22 protein-coding genes are annotated in these 20,724 nt (G+C 51.0%); 20 read left to right on the forward strand and 2 right to left on the reverse strand.

The features are described from left to right. Position 1 precedes the first annotated feature (1 nt). The 16 genes from traL (at position 2) to GF1_RS08095 (ending at position 17,595) form a co-directional block, all read left to right on the forward strand. The gene (gene traL / locus GF1_RS08020) at positions 2-280 is read left to right on the forward strand and encodes a type IV conjugative transfer system protein TraL (RefSeq protein WP_267926007.1); all 279 of its coding nucleotides are present in this window, start codon (positions 2-4) and stop codon (positions 278-280) included. After that, the gene (locus tag GF1_RS08025) at positions 277-834 is read left to right on the forward strand and encodes a TraE/TraK family type IV conjugative transfer system protein (protein WP_267926008.1); all 558 of its coding nucleotides are present in this window, start codon (positions 277-279) and stop codon (positions 832-834) included. The genes traL and GF1_RS08025 overlap by 4 nt, the downstream gene beginning before the upstream one ends. Further along, on the forward strand, positions 831-1,595 hold the full coding sequence (locus GF1_RS08030) for a type-F conjugative transfer system secretin TraK (protein WP_267926009.1): 765 nt from the start codon (positions 831-833) through the stop codon (positions 1,593-1,595). Before GF1_RS08025 ends, GF1_RS08030 begins: the two co-directional genes overlap by 4 nt. Beyond that, positions 1,592-2,788 carry a TraB/VirB10 family protein gene (locus tag GF1_RS08035; protein ID WP_267926010.1) on the forward strand — a complete coding sequence of 399 codons (1,197 nt, stop codon included), beginning with the start codon at positions 1,592-1,594 and terminating at the stop codon, positions 2,786-2,788. The genes GF1_RS08030 and GF1_RS08035 overlap by 4 nt, the downstream gene beginning before the upstream one ends. Beyond that, entirely contained in the window at positions 2,775-3,194 is a 420-nt protein-coding gene (locus GF1_RS08040) for a TraV family lipoprotein (protein WP_267926011.1), read from the forward strand. The genes GF1_RS08035 and GF1_RS08040 overlap by 14 nt, the downstream gene beginning before the upstream one ends. After that, positions 3,187-3,759 carry an HD-GYP domain-containing protein gene (locus tag GF1_RS08045; protein ID WP_267926012.1) on the forward strand — a complete coding sequence of 191 codons (573 nt, stop codon included), beginning with the start codon at positions 3,187-3,189 and terminating at the stop codon, positions 3,757-3,759. Before GF1_RS08040 ends, GF1_RS08045 begins: the two co-directional genes overlap by 8 nt. 2 nt (positions 3,760-3,761) lie before the next feature. Next, positions 3,762-6,314, forward strand: coding sequence for a TraC family protein (locus tag GF1_RS08050; RefSeq protein ID WP_267926013.1), 2,553 nt, complete (start codon positions 3,762-3,764; stop codon positions 6,312-6,314). Next, positions 6,220-8,193, forward strand: coding sequence for a hypothetical protein (locus tag GF1_RS08055; RefSeq protein WP_267926014.1), 1,974 nt, complete (start codon positions 6,220-6,222; stop codon positions 8,191-8,193). The genes GF1_RS08050 and GF1_RS08055 overlap by 95 nt, the downstream gene beginning before the upstream one ends. Continuing rightward, on the forward strand, positions 8,193-10,847 hold the full coding sequence (gene traN / locus GF1_RS08060; RefSeq protein ID WP_267926015.1) for a conjugal transfer protein TraN: 2,655 nt from the start codon (positions 8,193-8,195) through the stop codon (positions 10,845-10,847). Before GF1_RS08055 ends, traN begins: the two co-directional genes overlap by 1 nt. Positions 10,848-11,409: 562 nt before the next feature. After that, positions 11,410-12,567 carry a Fic family protein gene (locus tag GF1_RS08065; protein WP_267926016.1) on the forward strand — a complete coding sequence of 386 codons (1,158 nt, stop codon included), beginning with the start codon at positions 11,410-11,412 and terminating at the stop codon, positions 12,565-12,567. 414 nt (positions 12,568-12,981) lie between these two features. Further along, positions 12,982-13,161, forward strand: a complete 180-nt coding sequence (locus tag GF1_RS08070; protein WP_267926017.1) for a hypothetical protein — start codon at positions 12,982-12,984, stop codon at positions 13,159-13,161. 210 nt (positions 13,162-13,371) lie between these two features. Further along, positions 13,372-14,763, forward strand: a complete 1,392-nt coding sequence (locus GF1_RS08075; protein ID WP_267926018.1) for a transposase — start codon at positions 13,372-13,374, stop codon at positions 14,761-14,763. 238 nt (positions 14,764-15,001) lie between these two features. After that, complete coding sequence (locus GF1_RS08080; protein ID WP_267926020.1) at positions 15,002-15,475, forward strand: hypothetical protein; 474 nt, start codon at positions 15,002-15,004, stop codon at positions 15,473-15,475. After that, positions 15,462-16,517, forward strand: coding sequence for a TraU family protein (locus GF1_RS08085; protein WP_267926021.1), 1,056 nt, complete (start codon positions 15,462-15,464; stop codon positions 16,515-16,517). Before GF1_RS08080 ends, GF1_RS08085 begins: the two co-directional genes overlap by 14 nt. After that, a complete protein-coding gene (locus GF1_RS08090) occupies positions 16,517-17,317 on the forward strand; it encodes a type-F conjugative transfer system pilin assembly protein TrbC (protein ID WP_267926022.1) in 801 nt (266 codons plus the stop codon). The genes GF1_RS08085 and GF1_RS08090 overlap by 1 nt, the downstream gene beginning before the upstream one ends. Positions 17,318-17,334: 17 nt before the next feature. Then, positions 17,335-17,595, forward strand: coding sequence for a hypothetical protein (locus GF1_RS08095; protein WP_267926023.1), 261 nt, complete (start codon positions 17,335-17,337; stop codon positions 17,593-17,595). A 96-nt stretch (positions 17,596-17,691) separates the two neighbouring features. On the opposite strand, the gene GF1_RS08100 is transcribed toward GF1_RS08095, so the two are convergent. Both GF1_RS08100 and GF1_RS08105 read right to left on the reverse strand, forming a co-directional pair. Further along, positions 17,692-17,970, reverse strand: coding sequence for an addiction module antidote protein (locus tag GF1_RS08100; RefSeq protein ID WP_267926024.1), 279 nt, complete (start codon positions 17,968-17,970; stop codon positions 17,692-17,694). A 3-nt stretch (positions 17,971-17,973) separates the two neighbouring features. Next, a complete protein-coding gene (locus GF1_RS08105; protein WP_267926025.1) occupies positions 17,974-18,273 on the reverse strand; it encodes a type II toxin-antitoxin system RelE/ParE family toxin in 300 nt (99 codons plus the stop codon). A gap of 49 nt (positions 18,274-18,322) precedes the next feature. On the opposite strand from GF1_RS08105, the gene GF1_RS08110 reads away from it, so the two are divergent. The 4 genes from GF1_RS08110 to GF1_RS08125 are packed head-to-tail and all read left to right on the forward strand — an operon-like array spanning position 18,323 to position 20,675. Beyond that, the gene (locus tag GF1_RS08110) at positions 18,323-18,667 is read left to right on the forward strand and encodes a hypothetical protein (protein WP_267926026.1); all 345 of its coding nucleotides are present in this window, start codon (positions 18,323-18,325) and stop codon (positions 18,665-18,667) included. Then, positions 18,630-19,115 carry a S26 family signal peptidase gene (locus tag GF1_RS08115; protein ID WP_267926027.1) on the forward strand — a complete coding sequence of 162 codons (486 nt, stop codon included), beginning with the start codon at positions 18,630-18,632 and terminating at the stop codon, positions 19,113-19,115. The genes GF1_RS08110 and GF1_RS08115 overlap by 38 nt, the downstream gene beginning before the upstream one ends. Beyond that, entirely contained in the window at positions 19,066-19,977 is a 912-nt protein-coding gene (locus tag GF1_RS08120) for a conjugal transfer protein TraF (RefSeq protein ID WP_267926028.1), read from the forward strand. The genes GF1_RS08115 and GF1_RS08120 overlap by 50 nt, the downstream gene beginning before the upstream one ends. Next, positions 19,956-20,675: a hypothetical protein gene (locus GF1_RS08125; RefSeq protein ID WP_267926029.1), complete on the forward strand. Its 720-nt coding sequence runs from the start codon at positions 19,956-19,958 to the stop codon at positions 20,673-20,675. The genes GF1_RS08120 and GF1_RS08125 overlap by 22 nt, the downstream gene beginning before the upstream one ends. Positions 20,676-20,724 lie beyond the last annotated feature (49 nt).

The raw sequence follows: 20,724 nt of genomic DNA on the forward strand, positions 1-20,724 counted from the left end.
AATGTCTGAGGGTACACGAAGAGCATTTCCGCAGTATTTGTCCAACCCGATCCAGGTTCTCTGGTTCGAGAGCGATGAGCTGTCAATTATCGTGCTGTTCTTCGTGCTGGCTATGATTTACGGGGGACTGGCCTGGATACTGTTCTTCGCCGGTCCCTACCTGTACAGCCGAAGCAAGAAGACAAAGCCACGGGGATACCTGTTTCATCTGCTCTACATGATCGGGTTGAACAAAATGAAACACTACCCGGAATATTTTGACAAAGATTTTAACGAGTGAAAACAAATATTTTTCTGCAAAAAACCAGCAACCTGTTTGTCGAGAACAGGGTTTTGAAGTTCACGGTGCTTGTTCTTGCGGCAGCCGTTGCCGTCAACTCGTTCATGGTTTCCCGAGCGGTCAAGTACCAGCGGGTAATCCTCATCCCACCCAAAATGACCGGCACAATCGAGTTTGTCGAAGGCTTGCCGTCCGAGACGTACATCAAGGACATCACCCGCAAGATTATCAACCTGGGGGCCACCTATTCACCGGCGACTGCCAGGGCACAGTTCGACGAGCTGCTGGCCTATTATGCGCCGGAGGAATACCCCAAGGCATCGTCAACCTGGTACGCCCTGGCAAGCAGGGTGGAGGAAGCGCTGGTCAGCTCCGTTTTCTATCCTCAGAAAATCGTCCTGAATGATGGCGAACTGGAGGTGATCGGCAACTACAAGCAGTTTGCCAACAACCAGATCATCGAGTCCGGTCCCAGAGCGTATGTTCTCCGGTACCGGATCGAGGACGGCAGGTTCTATCTCCTGTCGTTTCTGGAAAAAGGAGGAACGCCGTGAACAAGCCCAGATACGGCCTGATCGGAGCAATAATCGCTTCCATGGCCATGCCAGCCATAAGTGTTGCCAACACGCCTTTCAAGGGCAGCGTCACTGTTCCGCCGGAAATAACGACAGCGGTTGAGCTGTCCAGCACGGATATAAACAGGATCGTTTGTCCCGGCACCATGAATGACCTGATTTTTTCTCAGGAAAAAGGGCTGGACGGACATTTTTCCGGCAACAATGCCTTTGTGAAATTCAAAATCACCAAGAAAGGTGAAGAGCTTATCTACAGCACCACTCCCAGCGAGCTGTTTGTGGTGTGCAACAACGTCGTATATACGTTGATCGCCACCCCCAAGGAAATTCCGGCTGTCACCGTTCGCCTGGCACCGGGCATTGGCGACAAGCTGAAAAAAAACATTACCCATTTTCAAAATCTACCTCTTGAGAAACGGGCATTGCAACTGATCCGTGAGGCTTACTCAGGAGAATACCCGTCCGGGTATCAGATGGTACCGGCGGACGTGAAAATTGATCTGTCCTCTGATTTCTCAACCACGCTGTACAGGGTCGTGAATGTTGAAGGGGTTGGGCTGAGGCTCAAGGAGTTTCAAGTTAAACCTCTTGCAGAAAAGCGGCTGACTCTGGATGAAAAAATGTTTCTGACCCCGAACATCAGTGAAACCCTGCTGGCGGTTGCGATTGAACGGCACAACATCAAACCCGGTGAGACAACCAGGGTGTTCGTTGTAGAGCAAAAGGAGAAAAAGCAGTGAGCATCAAGGACAGATTTGACAGCCTTTCCCCTGGTCACAAGAAGGTGGTGGTCTGGTCGATGATCGGGGCTGTATTCCTGGGCGTGACGGTTGTCGGCTACAAGGCGTCCCGCTCCGGGGACGATGCAGCGTCATCGGCTTCTGTGGTGAAAAAGACCCGGGAAATTTCCCTGGAGCCGGATTTGATCCAGAAAACCATGCTCCGGGAGCAGCGGCGGGAAATGGACGCCCTGAAAAAGGAGGTGGAACAGCTCAGAAAGGAGCGGGAGAATTGGCAAGCCACTACAACTCCCCCTGCTGAAACTGCCGAGGAAACCAGGCTTCCGGAAGTACCAACCGCCGACCAGGTGGTGAACATGAACGGTTCCGACAAACTGGAGCCTCTGCCGCTGCCCGGAAGCAGGTTTCCCATGCCGCCCGGCAATACCACTCCCCCGCCCCCGCCCCCGGAAGAAGTGCAGGTCATCGGGGCCATCGGTGTGCTGACGAACCAGGAAGCTGCTGCCGACGTCCAGGTGGCCGGGACGGACAATCAAAAAAAAAAGAAACGGACAGTCTATCTGCCTCCTTCCTTTATGGAGGCGAGGCTGCTGACAGGTTTCGACGCTTCTACAGCCGGTAACGGCAAGAACAACCCCGAACCGATCCTTCTCAGGATTCAGACTCCCGCAGTTCTGCCAAACGACATCAAGGCCAATCTGCGCGGCTGCTTTGTTATTGCCGAGGCGGTCGGACGCCTGAACAAGGAACGGGCCGACGTAAGGCTGGTGTCCCTGTCCTGTATCAGCAACGAGGGCAATGCGGTCATCGACACCACCATCAAGGGATTTGTCACTGATTCGGACAGCAAAGTTGGACTTTCCGGCAGGGTGGTCTCCAAGATGGGCGCGGCCACGGCCAGGGCTGTGGTTGCCGGCCTGTTTGACGGAGCAGGGAGAGCGTTGCAGTCAGGTACCCAAACCCAGGCTGTTTCGGCTCTCGGGGTGACATCCGTGGTTGATACGGATCAGCTTGTCAACGCATCCATTGGCGGCGGGTTGTCCGAGGGGGCCAATACTCTGAGTGACCTGTATCTCGACATGGCGAAACAGGCGACCCCAGTGATCGAGGTTGGAGCCTCCAAGAAAATCACCGTCATTATTTCAGAGGGCAAAGAGCTTGAAATTAAAGAGTTTAAGAATGATGAACTGTAAACATCTCTGCAAGTATGGATTGGCGATTCTGGCCTCGGTCACGCTTACCGGGTGCGGTGCAGCGCTGAATCCGTACCACGAGGACTTCAACTGCAAGGCCCCGGCCAGTGACGGGCGGTGCCTCGATACCCCGACAGCTTATGAAGAAGCTGTCAAGATCAACGATATGGTTCTGGTTGATAAATCGGACGCCAAAATTGATCCAGAACGGGAAGTACAGGCCAGCCGGTACGAAACTCTGGCGAAACTTCTGAAAAAACCACGCAAACCGATCCTGGAGCCGCCCAAGGTGCTTCGAGTGCTCCTGCTTCCCTACAAGGGGGATGGCAATGAACTGTTCATGTCCCGTTACGTTTATGTAACCGTGGAAGAGGCACGCTGGGTACTGACTGATCGCCATGAATAGTCAGCTCAGGGAAGTAATAAATGTCCTGGCAGAAGTTGTTGATGCCAAAGACAAGTACACAATCGGGCACTCCCAGGCGGTGGCGACCAAAGCAAAAGTCGTTGGTCATTGTCTCGGACTTGACAGCCAGCAGCTCGATAAGCTGGAGGTGGCCGCTTTCATGCACGATCTTGGCAAGATCGGCATACCTGACATAATCCTGGCCAAGCCGGACAAGCTCTCCCGTGAAGAGTTCAATGTCGTCAAGAAACACCCGGTGTTGACCCGCAAGATACTTGAACCTTTAAACAGCCTGTCAAACCACGTCATTCTCGGGGCAATACATCATCACGAACGCCTGAACGGTACCGGATACCCGTTTGGCCTGGCGAACGGCCAGATATCCAAATTCGGACGAATCATTGCTGTTGTGGATGTGTTCGACGCCCTCACTTCGGACAGGCCCTATCGCAATGCCTTGTCAGAGAGGGAATCGCTGCGGATCGTATGGAACGGCGCTGGAGAACTGTACGATTTCGATGTGGTTCACTGCCTGATCAAATCAGTTGATAACGGATTGATATAACGATGTTTATAGAGCTGGTACGCAATATCGTTTTTGGTAAATACGGGGGAATGCGTTTCGCTGACCTGGATGAAATGACCAGGAGGCAGTCGTTTTCCAACTACCTGAATTACGTTTCCTATGATCCGGACACGAAATCCTACCTGAACCAGGACGATACCGTAGGGCTGCTATGGGAATGCAGCCCGATCACCTTTGCCGGGACCAAGACCATCAAGACCATGGAGGGGCTGTTTCGGGCCGGGTTGCCAATGGATTCAGTAATTCAGCTCATCCTCCACGCCGACCCGCATATTGATCCTATCCTGGACCAATACAAACAGAACAGAGTCAGGAAACATCCCCTGATTACCGCCAATACCGAAGCAATTATGGACTTCTTCTGGAAGGGTAAGAAGGGACTTGAGGCGTGTGGTAATATCCCGGTACGCAATTTCCGTCTGTTTGTTGCCGTCAAACTGCCCCGGAAAAGCCGGGAGGCCAGGGGTGCTCTTCTCAAAGACATCCAGCGGCAGATAACGGAGACACTTCATGCGGCCAGGCTCTATCCAAGACACATGGAACCCGGCGAGCTGCTTGAATGGTGCCGCCGGCTTATCAACCATTATCCGAAAGACTACCCGGACTCCAATTTCAATGCCTATGGCCCGAATATGCCTATCCGGAAACAGGTTATCACCAGTGACACTGTGATCCGGGATGAGGGCGAGTACCTGAGAATCGGGGATAATTATTTCTGCTGTACCACGCCCAAGGTGTTTCCCAGGGAAGTTGATCCGCTCCAGACCAACACACTGTTCGGTGGAATATGGGGCGTGACTTCGGATGCTGACCAGATCAAGACAGGTTTCATCTATGCGTTCAATATAATTTTCGAACCACTGAACGCCAAGCTCCATGCCAAATGTAACCTCGTCCTGAACCAGGAGGCCGTTGGATCGCTCTCCCCGTCGCTCAGGCGAAAACAGCAGGAATATCTGACCGCCACCGATGAGCTGGAACGGGGAGTTCAGTTCGTGAAAATCATGCCGATAATGTGGACCTATGCCGAAGACCCCGACCTGGCCAAGGATTCATGTGCGCGTGTACGAAGGATTTGGGAAAACAACGGCTATGTAATGCAGCAGGATCAGGTTATCCTGAAAATTCTTTTCCTGGCGACACTTCCCTTCGGCCTTTATACCGCAGGCAAAAATCTTCAGAATATCAATCGGGATTTCATAGCCCCTGTAACGTCCGTCACCCCTGTTCTGCCGATACAGGGCGACTTCAACGGGGCCGGGGCACCAAAACTTCTTTTCCTGGGCAGAAAGGGTCAACTGGCAAGCCTGGACTTTTTCGATACAGGCGCGGTCAACCAGAATATCTTCTGCTGTGCTTCATCCGGCACCGGCAAGTCGTTCCAGGTAAACTTCATCGCTTTCAACTATTACGCCAGCGGAGCGCTGGTGCGGATAATCGACATTGGCGGTTCGTACAAGAAAATGGCAAATATGCTCGGTGCCCGTTACCTGGATTTTCACCCGGATATTCCCATTTGCCTCAACCCGTTTACCCATATCGTTGACCCGAACGAAGAGCTGAAAAGCGTAGCAGCGGTTTTCGCCCAGATGGCCTATTCCAACTCGGATGACGCCAAGCCGGACGATACCGAAATGAACCTGATCCGCAATGCCGTGCGCTGGGCCTGGAAGCAGAAACAGAGCCAGGCCGACGCTGACACCGTGTACGAGTTTCTCCTGCGATTCCCTGACGTACCGGACACCGAGCTGTCCGACCTGGCGGATAACAAGGAGCTGGTGGAAGTGGCCAGGAAACTGGCTTTCAATATCCGGGAGTTTACCAGCCAGGGTGCCCATGGCCGTTTTTTTACAGGACCGAGCACCTTTGACATTCGCAATGACGAGTTTGTCGTGCTGGAGCTGGAAAACCTCAAGGTGCAGCCCGACCTGTACCGGGTTGTCACTCTGCTTGTCATCAACGCAGTCACCCAGGACCTCTACCTGTCGGACCGTTCCCGGCCACGGCTCATTATATTCGATGAAGCCTGGCAGTTCCTTGGCCGGGCGGCCATGATGGCATCGGTGATAAGCGAGGGTTACCGCCGGGCCCGGAAGTACCAGGGCAGCTTCATGGTTATCACCCAGTCAATTCTCGATCTCGAAGCCTTCGGGGAAGTGGGAGATGTTATCAGGGGTAATTCCGCTTTTAAAATCTTCCTGGAATCACCGGATTTCGACGCCGCAAAGAAGAAGGGTCTCATTGACTATGATGATTTCACCATGAACCTGCTGAAGAGCGTGAAAAGCAACCCGCCAAGCTATTCCGAGCTGTTTTTTGATACTCCGTTTGGAACTGGCGTACTTCGCCTTACTGTAAATCGTTACGCTTATTACATCTATACATCAAAGGCGAGCGAGATTGCACAAATCGAGAGCATGGTGAAAGACGGGAAAACCTATGATGAAGCGATTCGTGAAATGTTACGGCGAGATAAATTGCGCGATAATAGCGGCGACAGCAGCCCTGACACTGACCATATCAACCTGCCCTGAAGCTGGCTGGGCCGGCAATGCAACCGCAACGGCTCAGAACTCGGCCAATGCGGTGATGAACGAGTTTGGATCGAGCGAGGGAATCCGCCAAAACGCTACGGTTCCACTGACCGGCGGCGGCCAGATGTCCTCCATCGACGGTTCCAGCCAAGGCACCGTACAGCTTGTTCAACCCTCCTCGACGGCCTTCATGACCATGCTCATACAGCCGGGGCCGACCGGGGACCTGACCACCGTGCAGGTCATGCAGGACCTGAATTTCGATAACACAAATGATTATTCATACAGGGTTCCTGTTCCGGTATCCGGTGTCTGCGCCAATGGCATCATTTCCTGCGATCCGGGTACGTGGGACAACTGCGACTACTTTAAATGGACAGCGGATGATAACGGAAAGGTTTCCGTTGCCCCATCCGTGGTTTCAGAGCTGGGTGGGTGTTACTGTATCAATTCATCCTGCGGATCACACCTGGCCTGGAACAATGTCAGCCTTCTTTTGCAGGACCTGGGTGGCGGGGCCGCCGGCGCTATTCAGCAGAAAAAAAGTGGCTATGTCATCACCCAGGTAGAGGCTGACGGGCCAAGCATTGCCTATTACGGCCAAGACACCACTTCCTCCAGCTCTACCGCCGGTACCGGCTCAAATCCTCAGACCAGGTATCTCAATAATCCTGCCATGTTGACCAGTGACGCCGAAACTCTGGTTATGACTCAATCAGCCAATCCGGATAGCTATTATTCTCTGATTTCAGACAACATGGCACAAAGAGGTGGAGATTCACGAGCTTATACTTGCAGAATAAATAGAGTTTACACGATAGATGAAATTGTAAGATCATCTGGCGCTCCAACGATTACAGACGGAACATATACATATACACATTATTATGAGTATCATATCGGCGGTGAAGGGGGAGATAATAGTGCAGGTACAACAGAGAGGCATTCGTTTCTTTACGGTTATCAGGTAAGTTCAGGTATGGTAAGGGCTTATCCTGATGGACCTTGGATTTCTCTTTCATCAGGAAGTGCATCATCATGCAGATCATACAGTTACTCCACCGGCATATATCATAGAGTTAGCGGAACTATATGTTTTCAAGTTGAAAATGGGCAATGGAGATTTGACGGGTTAAGCACAGATACTGGATGGACAAATTTATGCCCTCCTGGAAGCAACTATGAAAGTGGCGCTTGTGTCACTATTGAGTGTGCAAACAACGAAGTAATTGCAAATAACTGTTTATCTTATGAAAATAACACCGATTGCAGGCTTAAAGAAGAAATTGTTGATGGTGTTATAACATACAGAAACTACAACCCTACCAACCTGATACCACTTCCAAGCAACAGAACCGTTGGTGAAAATTCCTGCATAAACACCGTTACCCGTGACTGGTGGTCAAAAGAGCGTACCTATCTGTGCCAATCTGACGAAAATTTCAACTTTGATGATACAGCTCAGAGGGTTCACACCATCACAAGCTCAACGCTTGATAACGATTACAACCCCTCGATCACCTATGATGACATGCGGAGAGACCTGGACACCGGGGAATGGATAGCAGATTCCGGGACTATCAACTTACCGGATGTGCTCCAGGTGGATGAATGTCAATTCGTCTGCAAAACCAGGAGGCTGGTGGAAGATACCGAGGTCAGCCTGGCTGGGACGACCACGGATTACCAAATATCAAACGATAGCTGGGAATTTCTTTACAAAACTTGTATCGACCAAACCACTTGCCCCACGGAACCGGGAGAGGAAATCCTTACACCTTGCAGTTGCATAGATGAATTTGCCGAGGCCGCTTCGGTCATGTCCGTGCTTGAGGGGGCAGCCAACGATATGATTTGTTCCGACGGGGTAGAAAGGTAATGTTTCTAATCGTATTGATCTTTTTTGTTTTAACGTTTCCTACAACCACAAGCCTGGCGGCTGTGGCAGTAGGTGGTAGTCTTACCACAGAACCGACAACCAATTTTGTATGTGGTAAAGATTTAAATGGGGACGGATATTTTGATGCGGAAGGAGAAATAATAGAATGCGTCAATGAAGTGTGTCCCCATGATGCTGTTGAATGTACAGGTACATTTTCAGCACCGAGTTGCCCAAGGGGAGGAACTCTCAATCCGGACCGGGATATGTGCCAGGCAGAACCTGTCAGCATTACTTGTTTGCCTGGCTTCACCTATGATTCAAGTATCGACAAATGTGTCAAAGATGTTGACTGCCCAGATGGCGGAACATTTAATCCTGTTGCAGATCAGTGTGAAAAACTGGTCAGAAATGAATGCCCTTCTGGATACACTTACGATGCGGCCCGGGATGTATGCAGAAAACCCGTAGATTGCGGAATCGGGACGTTTGTGGCCACTCGTGATCGTTGCGAAGTATCTGTCACGTTGGTTTGTCCAACAGGCTACAGATTAAGCGGTGAACTATGTATAGCCAGTCCAATATGCTCAAACGGAACATACAGTGCCCGATATAATAAGTGCCTGGAACCTTATACAATAGGATGTCCGACTAGAACCACTTACAATTCAGCCAGAAATCGCTGTGAAGCTGCTCCTGTTTGCTCTGAAGGTACTTATGACGCTTCAAGAAATCAATGCGTCGTTTCAACAACCAGTACCTATCCAGCCACCATGACACCGAATTGCCCGGCTGGAACCACTTACAATTCAGCCAGAGATCGCTGTGAAGCTGCCCCGACTTGTTCTTCTGGTACTTATAATTCTTGGACAAATAGATGCGTCGGAACAGACACCACTACTTACCCTGCTTCTCAAGCAATTGCTAACGGAACATATTATAAAACCTCAAAAAATTGTGAAGTATGCAGTGACAATGGATGTAGGCTTATAAAAAGAATTAAATGTGGGTATATTGTAAGTGGCGCATCGGTGAAAGCTGTGTGCGATACTTTTGATAGATATGGGCGAAAAATATCTTCAACTTATGGCCCGGTCTTGACATCAACAGGAAGGTCTTGCGCTTCGGTATATACAACTTGTGGCGGTGGGACTGAAATGCAATATGAATCAATAAGCTATTGTGTCACTGTATCATATCGAAACACATGGCTTTTAAATGGGAGTCCATTTTTTTCGTGTCCAAATGGAGGAACAATAAGTGGTGCTACCTGCACAACAACCACTACTGTAAGTATAAACCCAACCTGTCCTTCGGGAGCAAGTTTGGATACGTCAAGGGATGTTTGCTGGGCAAGTTACACACCAACTTATTCATGCCCAGATGGTGGAGTGTTAAACGGCACAAATTGCGTTGTAAGCGGCACTGAGTATGCCAGCCCAACATGCCCATCCGGAACAACAATGGATTATAGCGCTGATGTATGCTGGGCGAATTATTCCCGTGAATGTCCCTCCGGGATGTCTTATGACTCAGCCAGTGATCAATGTGCGATGAATGCACGATGTGCAGGTTCTGGAGTTTTGAATACCAGAACCGATAGGTGCGAAATACAAGTTACCAGAGAGTGTCCTGCCGGAACCACTTTTGATGCGGCTCGTGATTTATGTTATTCACCTCCAATTTGTAATAATGGATCTTATAATACTGCATCAAATGAATGTCGGGCTTCAATAACCCGTAACTGTGGTTCTGTTTACACCTGGAATTTTTCAGAGTTCAAATGTGTCTTGCCCGTATCCTGTCCCAGAGGAAGTTCTTTTTCTGATGTGTTGGATAAGTGTGTTTCCGAGGCTGATCATTTGTGTCCAAGAGGATACTCCTGGAACGGCCTCCCTGTTGCAATGTGCGAGGCTGCTGTATTCTGTTCATCTGGGACTTATGATCAAGATGAAAACAAATGCTATGAGGGTAATTATACCTGTCCAGAAGGAGATTATACCTGTGCTGATATAGATGGTTCAGGAGTTAACAGATGCTCAAGTTATCCATGTGTTGACATAAATATCCCTGAAAACATACAAGAAAATAACGCTGATACATCAAGTTACCATAATGATGGTGAAATTGACCCTGAAACTGGTGAATGTGAAGGAATGTATATTATATTCAATGGTCATGGTGGTGAGTGCCTGAAACCTGGATGGGATACCATCTTTTTCGACTGTTGTGATACAGAAGTTGACTCATTTCTGTTTCTGGAAGAAGCATGTCCAGAAGAAAGTATTGAAACCGCCCAGGCCGTGGCTGCCGGAGTAACACATTACATCGGAGATTATTGCAAAATAGATATTCCGATAATCGGCTGCATTCAACGGGCCAAAATGTATTGCGTATTCAATTCTAAGATGGCGAGGATTATCCACGAACAGGGACGGTCACAGTTGCAACAATTTGGACGTTCAGGAGGCTGGGGGACACCTGAAGCGCCTAACTGTGCAGGTTTCACCCCTGAAGAATTTCAGATGCTCGATTTTTCCCAAATCGACCTGTCGGAGATGTTTGACGAAATGGTTCCGGCTACCGACATGACCCAGATGCAACAGGATATTGAGGAGTCAATAGAGAATTATTACAACAACATAGTTTATTGATCGTTCTGCGCGACAGACCCCTTCCTCCAGGGAGGGGTTAGCAACTGTTTCCTGAATCCTGCTCGATTTTGATCTATCATGCTTGTTATGAGCAAGCTAATACCCATCTCTGAAACCGCGAAAATAGCCGGTGTGTCACCCAGCACGCTGCGGCCTCGAGATCGACCGCGACCTGAACGCGGCGGTCAACCTGGAGCGATACGCAGTACGGCAAGCTCTGCCGGAATTGACGCCTGTGGAGAGATCAGCGCTGGCGCGGTAGCCCCTCCCGGTTGTCGCGTGAAACTGGCTCGGTGAAGCAGGAATTCAACAGCGATCAGGATCGGACAGCTCCGGTCAGGATTGCGTAAGTTTGAAAGAGCGGAAGGATAGCGCACAGCCCGCAGGGCGGTTGTAATCGGTGACGGCGAAAAATCCGGCCCCTGTACCGGACATCATCCCCGCTGCCTTTACTCTTCATGTTTATTCAACTCTATGTTATCATGGAATTATGAATCCTGATAAACCGGACATAGAAACGGACGTTAAACCGGTCGCGAATCGTCACGAAGCGGTTTCCCTGATGGAACCTCTGCTAATCCCGCCGGAGTCTCGTTTTTCGGGTAAAATCAATGATCTCACCGTGGAGCTTGCCGCCAGAGCAGCCGGTTTTCGACGCAGCATGCCCGATGGTATGACCCGTTCCCTGGCCGACCTGGTCAGGGCCATGAACTGTTATTACAGCAACCTGATCGAAGGGCATGATACGCATCCGGTCGACATAGAGCGAGCCCTGCAAAAGGATTACAGCTCAGATAAAGAAAAAAGAAACCTGCAGCTCGAAGCCAGGGCGCATATCGAGGTTCAGGCCTGGATCGACCATGGCGGCTTAAAAGGAAGAATATTCACCATTGATGGAATCAGGGAAATCCACCGCCGTTTTGCAGAACTTCTGCCGGATGAATTACTGTGGAGCGAAGATCCCGACAGTGGAGAACGAGTCCATATCAAACCCGGCGCTCTCAGGGATCGGGATGTCAAGGTCGGTCGTCATGTTCCTGTCAGCCCAGGCGCCCTGCCAAGGTTTCTCCAACGGTTCGAGCAGGTCTATTCCAATCTGGGCAAATCGCGGACCATTGCCATGGCAGCGGCGGCGCATCACCGATTGTTGTGGGTTCACCCCTTTATCGACGGCAATGGCAGGGTGACACGTTTGATGTCTCACGCGATCTTTTTAGAGACTCTCAACACTGGTGGCGTATGGTCCATTGCCAGGGGGCTTGCCCGGAACGTAAAAAAATACAAGGCCCTACTGGCCAATTGTGACCTGCCCCGGAGGAATTCCCTGGATGGTCGAGGGAACCTGAGTGAAGAAGCCCTGGCACAGTTTACCATATTTTTCCTTCAGACCTGCCTGGATCAGATCGATTTCATGGAAACGCTGATGCAGCCGGATCGACTGCGCCACCGTCTGCTCGCCTGGGCGTCCGAAGAGGTGGCCATGGGCACCCTGCTGCCTAAATCGGAACGAATCCTGGAAGCTCTCCTCTACCGAGGACAACTGCCTCGCGGTGAGGTCCCGGCCCTGCTGGGAGTGGGTGAGCGCCAGGCACGCAGAGTGGTTTCCGCCTTGAGCAAACAGGACATACTGACGTCCACCAGTCAGCGAGCACCGCTTTCTCTTGGTTTCCCGCCGCGACTTGCTCCGCGGCTGATGCCGGGGCTTTTTCCGGATAAATAGCAAGACCTGTACCTTGCGCCGCATCTCAAAAATTGCGCTACGCTTAATTTTGAACTTTCGTGGTTCAGGTGCAGGGCAACCGACCGGTGGTTCACAACAGTGGCCTGGTGCCGCGAACCCTTAATTCCGTGAAGGAACTGTCAGCCCTCTACCACCTGGCCCACCAGCTTGCCAGGCAGTGGTCAACCAATCCTGTTTCAAGTTCGACCTCTTGAAAATCCAGAATCACCCCCCACACCGGTCAGACAACGCCGGCCAGCCCGCCGCTCCATTTTTTTTGAAAAAATCACTTTTTTTCCGAAAAAAGGTTCCGCCCCCCGGTAAGAGAATATAGAAGCGGGCACACCTCCAACCTTCAAGACGTTTCCAAAAAATATGTTTTCCGTAAAGACGGTTCGATATGGTGTCAGTGCCATGGCCATTGTTCTGGCTGCTGTCGCACCGGCGCAGGCGTATAAACATCTTGGCACGGCTGGCCGGACATTCCCGATTGTGGAACCGGACGCGCTGACTGAAATCAAAGAGGCGGCGGCCCGTGTCAATTGGGAAAAGGTTTGGGACAAGCAGCAATTCCCGGACAAGCCTGAAACGTAGGTATAGCGTGAAATCTTACGACATTTTTCGTAAACTTTTTATCCAATCCAGAGGATCGGACCCAACATGCAAATATCGACGGTGTCATCATAACCTACTGGAATAACGACGATAAAAAACAAGATCCCGGTTATTTTTTTCTTGACAAGGCCTTGAAAGGGCGGTTCGCGTTTTTCTATGTGATTTCAATTAGTTGCATAGGAGAACGCCATGGACCAAATCAAACTCTACAACGTGGAACGTATTGTCAGCCTCATCACGGATCAGACCAAAACGGTGCGAAAGCATTGCAATGCTGATAACTTTATCCGAGTATTGCGCCGATGTTTTCAGGCGATCCCTGATCACCGCCAAGTCAGCAAAACGAGCATCTCCCTCGATGATGCTCTCATGTCAGCATACGCCATGTTCTCCCTCAAGGATCCCTCGTTGCTGGCTTTTGAAAATCGACGTCTCAACGAGGCCGAAAATCTGCGTGCCGTATTCGGTATCGAAAACATCGCCTCCGACACCCAGATGCGGGAAATCCTCGATCCTCTTTCGCCGCGTGAATTCAGATCAGGTTTTACCGCGGTATTCCGCATCCTCCAGCGCGGCAAAGACCTCGAAGCCATGACCTGTCTGGATGGACACTACCTGATCAGCGGTGACGGTACCGGTTTCTACTATTCGACAAAAGTCGGCAATGATTTCTGCCTCAGAAAGAAACAGGAAAACGGTAAACATGCCTACTACCAGCAGATGTATGGAGCAGCCATTGTCCATCCTGACAAACGGGAAGTCATTCCCTTCTGTCCCGAAATGATCAGCAACCAGGACGGCACCAGCAAGCAGGACTGTGAGCGGGCTGCTGCCCAGCGTTTCTGGCGAGAGTTCCGTCGCGAACACCCTCATCTTCCAGTCATCGTCACTGAAGACGCTCTGAGCAGCAATGCACCGCATATACGGGAGCTCAAGGCCTTGAACCTGCGTTTCATTCTTGGTGTCAAACCAGGTGACCATCAGTTTCTGTTCGAGCAGTTCGATGCCTCTGTCGAGACGGGTAAAGTGACGGAATTCAACATGGATGATCCCAGGGATCCAAAGAAATATCATGTCTTCCGCTACGTCAATGGCCTGTCCCTGAACAAGTCCAACCAGGATCTGAAGGTCAACCTGCTCGAGTACTGGCAAGCTGACGACAAGGGCAATGAACTGCGGTTTGCCTGGGTGACCGACCTGGAGATCACCAGGGAGAACGCCTATGAGATCATGCGGGCGGGCCGGGCCCGGTGGCGTATCGAAAATGAGACGTTCAATACCTTGAAGAACCAAGGGTATCATCTGGGACACAACTATGGCCTGGGGGCACAACATCTTTCAATGGTATTCACCACTCTGATGGTGCTGGCGTTTCTGGTTGACCAGGCTCAGCAGCTGGGATGCTGGCTTTTCCGCAAGGCCTGGGAAGAGTCCAGAAGCAAACGTCAGCTCTGGGAGAATGTCCGTAGTCGATTCAGGGAACTTCCTGTAGACTCGATGGAAACACTCTACCGGAGCATTGCTTTTGGCATCAAGGGGTACGTCGTCGAGGTGATCGAACCTGACGATGTGATGACCTGACCCGCCGTCAATCGGTGGGCTATATCAAAGAGCACGACCTGCCGCAAACAGGAGCGGCAAGGTAAGGGTGCAACTATGCTTAATTGTCAGGATATATCCCTTTTTTGGTTAACAACTTGGCGCATGATGGCGTGATCAAAGCGAAATAGCTTTACCGTCCCCCTTGGGTGAACATAAATCTGCGCCTACCATGGCTCAGAATGCCCTTCACCGGGAATAGCTGTGGGACAAGAAGAAGATGACAGCTCTGATAAAGAAATACCAGCCAAAAGACCTGCAACGCCTTCCTGCCGCGACTGAAAACAAGAAGTTTCTGGTGGACCTGACCTACACCCTGAACCGCAACATACCGGATGGGCAGGGAGGGATACTCTATCCCAAAGGATATTCCTTCAACCCCCTGGATTACGTCAACCTGTCCAGCATCCTGGTAGTCATTGACGGGTCCGACCGGCGGCAGGTGGAATGGTTCAAGGATTCTCCCTATGCCGATGATTTCCGGTGCAGGCTCCTGTTGTCAGGTGGAGATTTTTACGACCTGATTATGGACCTGGGCCGGCCAGCCTTTTACTTATCAGCGGAAATTGCCGACAGGCTTAAACTTGCTGCGGTCCCGTCTGTTGTCGTGCAACAGGGCAACAAGATGCTGGTGCAGGAAATCCTGGTGCCAGACAAAGAGACGCAAAAGGAGAGCACAGGTGAAGACAAATAGAGTGATTGCTGCTGTAATCGCTGGCATTCTCGTCGCCACTCCTGTCCGGGCTGAAATGAAGAGCGGGGATTTCATGAACCCGATTACGGACGTGGCCTGGCAGGAGATTTTTCCCATAAAGATAGGCGGGATAAGTATGTTTGGAGGGAGCAACTACGATACCGATGATCCGGCGGATTTCCCCATCTGCATCTGCCCGGCCCCTCCCCCCATGTTTATCAAAGTCGGTATCTCCATGAGCTTCTGGGAGCCGGCCCGGCTCATCGAGACGGTCGCCACCCCTTACTATTTCCCCAACATGGGTTTTGGCATAAGCATGGGCGGTACGGAAGGTTTCCTGTCCGGCAAGAACCAGGAAATGAACAACGCCTCAAACGAGCAGTCTTCATTTGCCCAGGCACATTACATGATCTTTGCTGTCTGGAGCATGTTGGGACTGCTGGTTGACTTCGTGTGCGTTGAGCAAAGCGGATTTGACATTGCCTACCTCACCGAGCTTGATCCCCTCTGGCAAGACGATGAGCTGGCTTTCATCATCCAGCCAGAAGCCCTGCTTTTTGCAAATCAATACGCACAAATGGCCTGCATGTCTGATTCAGCATCGGTTAATACCTATAGCCCCCTTGATCCGCTTTTCTGGTGCATAGGTAACAATTCCGCATATCCCATGACCGGGCATGTCGGTGATGAAAATCTGATCCAGGCCAACGCAACGATTGCCGCCCGCATGATATTCAAGCTGGCCCGAGAGATGCTCATTTGCGATACGGGTATTGATCTCTGCGGCTGTCAACCGACACCGATATGGCAAAAATCTCATTACAAGATGCACGCCGCTCGTCCGACTGTCCGGCAGATCGCTTACCCTGTCGGCAAAAGCCAGTTTTTCTACGGGTCCAATCTCAACCCTTCCTTCAAGGGACCAAAAGGACCAGGAGACGAATTTCTCTGGGTGCTTTTCAGAAAACGTGCCTGCTGTGCGTTCAGTTACACCATGATGGACTCTATACCGATAGACGATCTTTCCGGAGGGTTACCGTAATGCGTCGTCTCTGCTTTGTGATTGCCATGGCTGTCATGGCCGGAACTGTTCATGCCGGTGATAGCTCACGAATCGGCGTGAAAGATATTTCAGGTGTCCTGAAGCAGGCTAAGGAAAAAGCCGAAACCTTGTCATTGCCTGAAAACCCGCAGACAGATGCAGCTCGGGAAGCTGCGGAGCGGGTTGTGCGTCAGTTTCGTTCACCAGAGTACCAGGCCCGGCTCCAACGCGAGCAGGAACGGCTAAAACAGGAGGTATTCAAGGATTACCTGGCTGCCAGTGGAGACAAGCCGGACCGGAAGCAGGATTCCGGACAACCGGATGGCCAACTTTCGGCAACAGAGAGGGTGTACCTGTTTTTTTCAAGTTCTGTCCCCATGGATACGCTCCACTCTTACATGGACCTGATCGAAAAGGCGCATGACCCGAATGTAATCATGGTGATGCGTGGGTTTGTCGGGGGCATGAAGAAGGCGAAGCCTACCCTGGAGTATCTCACCAGCCTGCTTAAAAAAGATCCTGACTGTGATTTCGGGAAGAAGAAATGTGAAGCCTATCGTGTCAACATCCAGATAAATCCCATGCTTTTCCGGAAATATGCCGTCAACAGGGTGCCGACGGTTATCTATGCTTTCGGCCTCTCACCGGAGAGTGGCCTTGGAAATGACACGGCAACGGGCCGGGCATACATCATCGAGGGAGATGCTGGGCTGGATTATCTTCTGGAGCGAATCAACCGTGAGGCAAAAAGAAAGTCCCTGGACAGCCTGGTCAGAGTCATGCGAAGTGGAAACCATTGATGAGGAGGAAGCTCGTCATGGCTGAAGGTGGAAAGCATGATGGTTCGATTAGTGAGGCAGAAACAGTAAAACAAAAGCTCCACCAAATCCATGTGCTTGAATCAATAATCAACGATCTCACCCTTGCATTGGAATTATGGCTGGATGATTATGCTTTTGACGAGCACCACAAGATAAAACAGCGAAAATTGATTGAAAAGGCGTGTCTATTGATCGGCAAGCCAAGGAGCATGGAAGAATTGAAGGATATGGTTAATAAATCAGAAGGTGCTTTATGAGCGAAGAAAAACAGACAAGAGACAAAAAGAAACGAAGCAGGCCCGGATATACTGCGGCGCCAGAATCAGGATATTCCTTCCGAGAGGAAAAGAATGTCAAGCAATGGATAGTTTGCAGCCAAGCGCTTTTGTGATCTTGCTGATGGTAGTGAATCTTGGATTGCCATCTTCGGATAGAGATTTGTACAGACTGGCTCTGGTGACCCCTGCTTTTTTGGCTATTTCGGTCATCCCTTTCGCCCTTGCTGCAATACTCAGGGCATGGATAAAGTCGGCTTCGTCTCCGGTAGCAGCTACCTCCTGCAAGAAAAGGCGAATATCCTCAGCAGTCTTCAAATGTTCGGCAATGTCAAAAGGTTTTGTTTTAAGGGCCATAAGTTAATCCTCCAGTTCGGATAAAAGCTCTGTAGCTTTGGCAATGTTTTTTTCCTGGCTCGATTTTTCGCCACCAACCAACAACAAAACAACGCTATTGTTCTTGATGGTGTAATAAATGCGCCAGCCTGGGCCAAAAAAGAAACGCAGCTCAAACAGATTGGGACCAAGCGGCTTGTAGTCTCCAAAATTGCCGTTTTCAACTCGGCTGAGCCTGGCCAGTATCCTGATTTTGGCTTGGGAGTCCTTCAACCTGGCAAACCACTTGTCGTATTCTTTTGTGCTGCGCAACGTGTATTCCATATCTAATTGTATCCCAGAGGATACGATATGGCAAGGGAGCTAGTAAATTATGAGCACAGAAAAACCAAAAAAAACAAACAAGGTAGGAAGCAGGCCCGGATATGCGGCGGTTATCGGAATTTCCCTGTTGACTGCCGTTGTCACCGCCACAGTAACGGTGGCGGTCTATGACACCCGCTACGCCCAGAAAGTGGTGGCCATGGATCTCAAGGGTTATGTCAAGACCCAACGGGACCGACTACTGGCAGGTGAAATTGATGACGAGGGCCTGCGGGCCAGTTTCGATGCAATGGAACAGGCCCTGCTCAATGTACCCCCCAACCATACCGTGATTCTGAAGGAGGTGGTTTTACGCAATGCTCCGGAAGTTACTGTCGATACAGTTAAGCAATAGGGAAAAACGGCTTGTCGCCGTGGTAGTACCAGCTCTGCTCATAGGGGCCTGGCTGCCGGGACGTATCAGTGTCTCAACCAGTCCGTCGCTTCATCACCGGATTTTCTTTCTATCGGCTGCACCGGACACGAGCCGGATCAAAAATGGTGACTACATCGTGTTTCAGCAGGATGGGAAGCGGCTGATTAAAATTGTCGGCTGTGCTCCGGGAGAATGGCTTGATGTCCACCGAGGCGAATACTTTTGTGGGGACCGATTCCTTGGCAAAGCCCTTACCCGTGACAGCAAGGGTAATCCACTGCCAAGATTTGTGTACAAAGGGGTTGTTCCTCCAGGGAATTTTTTTATGACCGGAGAGCACGTGCAGAGCTACGACAGCAGATATACAGGATTTGTCCATGCTGACGATGTGGAATACAAGGCATACCCGCTCTGGCCGATCTGGTAAACGGTTCCTGCTGCTTGGCTGCCTGGTCATGGTGGCCCTGACAGGGACGGCTGTAGCGGAAGAAAAAAAGTTTTACGACGACTCAAAACGAGGTTGGTTCTGGTACGAAGACCCGCCTCCGGAAGAGGAACCGGAAAAGCCGGAGGAAAAGCCGGCCAGGCCGGTTCCCTCCTTGCAGGCGTACACTACCGAGGAGCTGTGGAACATGCACCCGGATGATTTCCAGGAGCTCCTGATGGCCCTGCAAAAAAAAGCGGTGCAGTATCCCACCGAAGAAAACGTCCTCGAATACCTGACCATCCAGGATATTGCCAGGCGCAAGGCCGCGGCCTATGCAAATGTGGCTGCGTATGTGGTCCAGAAGCATGGGCAGTTTGATGTGGCCCAGGCGTATCCGGCGGCCATGCCTGGTGTCAAGGCCAGGGTACGTCAGCAGCGCCAGGAAATCGCTTCGGTCATAACGAATGCAAAGGATGACCATGCCTTGCTCTTTTTCACAAATCCGGATTGCGGTTACTGTGCTGAACAACGCCAGATACTGGCATATTTCACGGAACGATATGGATGGCAGATTAAAACCATCGACACCACTATTGATCCGGGAATCGCCGCCCGGTTCAACATCAGCATCACCCCTACCCTTATGCTTATCAGGCGTGACAGGCCGGATTACCTGACCGTAACCACCGGCGTGGTTTCGCTTGCAGACCTGGAACGCAGGCTTTACCGGGCCATACGGCTTCTGCGGGGAGACATTACCCCGGAGAACTATTCGACATATGATTTCCAGAAAGGTGGAGCACTTGATCCCACCGCAATTTTGAACGAGAGGAACGATCAGTGGATCAAGCTGAAAGACTGAAATACTTCAACCTGGAAACTCCGCCGCCGTTTGCCAAAACCATCCTCAAGGAGTGGCCAGAGGAAAAATTTCGGGAATTTGAACCGTATATCATCGAGGAGCAGCGGCACGGCAGCGCTTCTGTGAACGTCTTCCGGGTAGTGGGGACGCGGCACCCTGACTATGCGGGTAAAACCTGGCTCGATCTCCTGATGAACGGACGGCGTATGATGGTCAACCTGCCGCTGTTTCAGGACAATCCAGGCTATTACCTGGAGACCGGGACCAAGGAGCCGTATATGCACTACCAGTCCATTGATGGTGGTGACGTGTACATCGGTGCTGAAGGAAACCACCGCACCTGTATTGCCCGGTTTTTTTTCTTTACCCAGGGAATGACTACGTTGCACGGGATCACCCTGGATGATTACCGGATTGACTGGGCCTTCAAGGAGGTTTGTGATGAACTGATGTTTGAGGTCAAGAAGCTAAGACTCCCGTTTCATCTCACTGTGACAAGAAAGCTCATCGACCGGCAGGATGCCGCAGACTGGCGGCTTGACAGGTTTGCCTTGACAGCCAGGGTTTTCGATGCGCGGCGGCAAGAAACCTTTGAGCTGGACAGGGAGGGATTGTGCCGGTTTATAGATGAGGTAAAAAAACCGTGGTGGAAAAAAATATCATTCACCCGGAAATCAGCCCCGGTCAGGATTGCGTAAGTTTGAAAGAGCGGCAGGTTGCGCTATCCCTCCTCGGCCTGAAGGCCGG

Origin of the sequence: Desulfolithobacter dissulfuricans (assembly GCF_025998535.1) — a bacterium.
GTDB classification, from domain to species: Bacteria; Desulfobacterota; Desulfobulbia; order Desulfobulbales; family Desulfobulbaceae; genus Desulfolithobacter; species Desulfolithobacter dissulfuricans.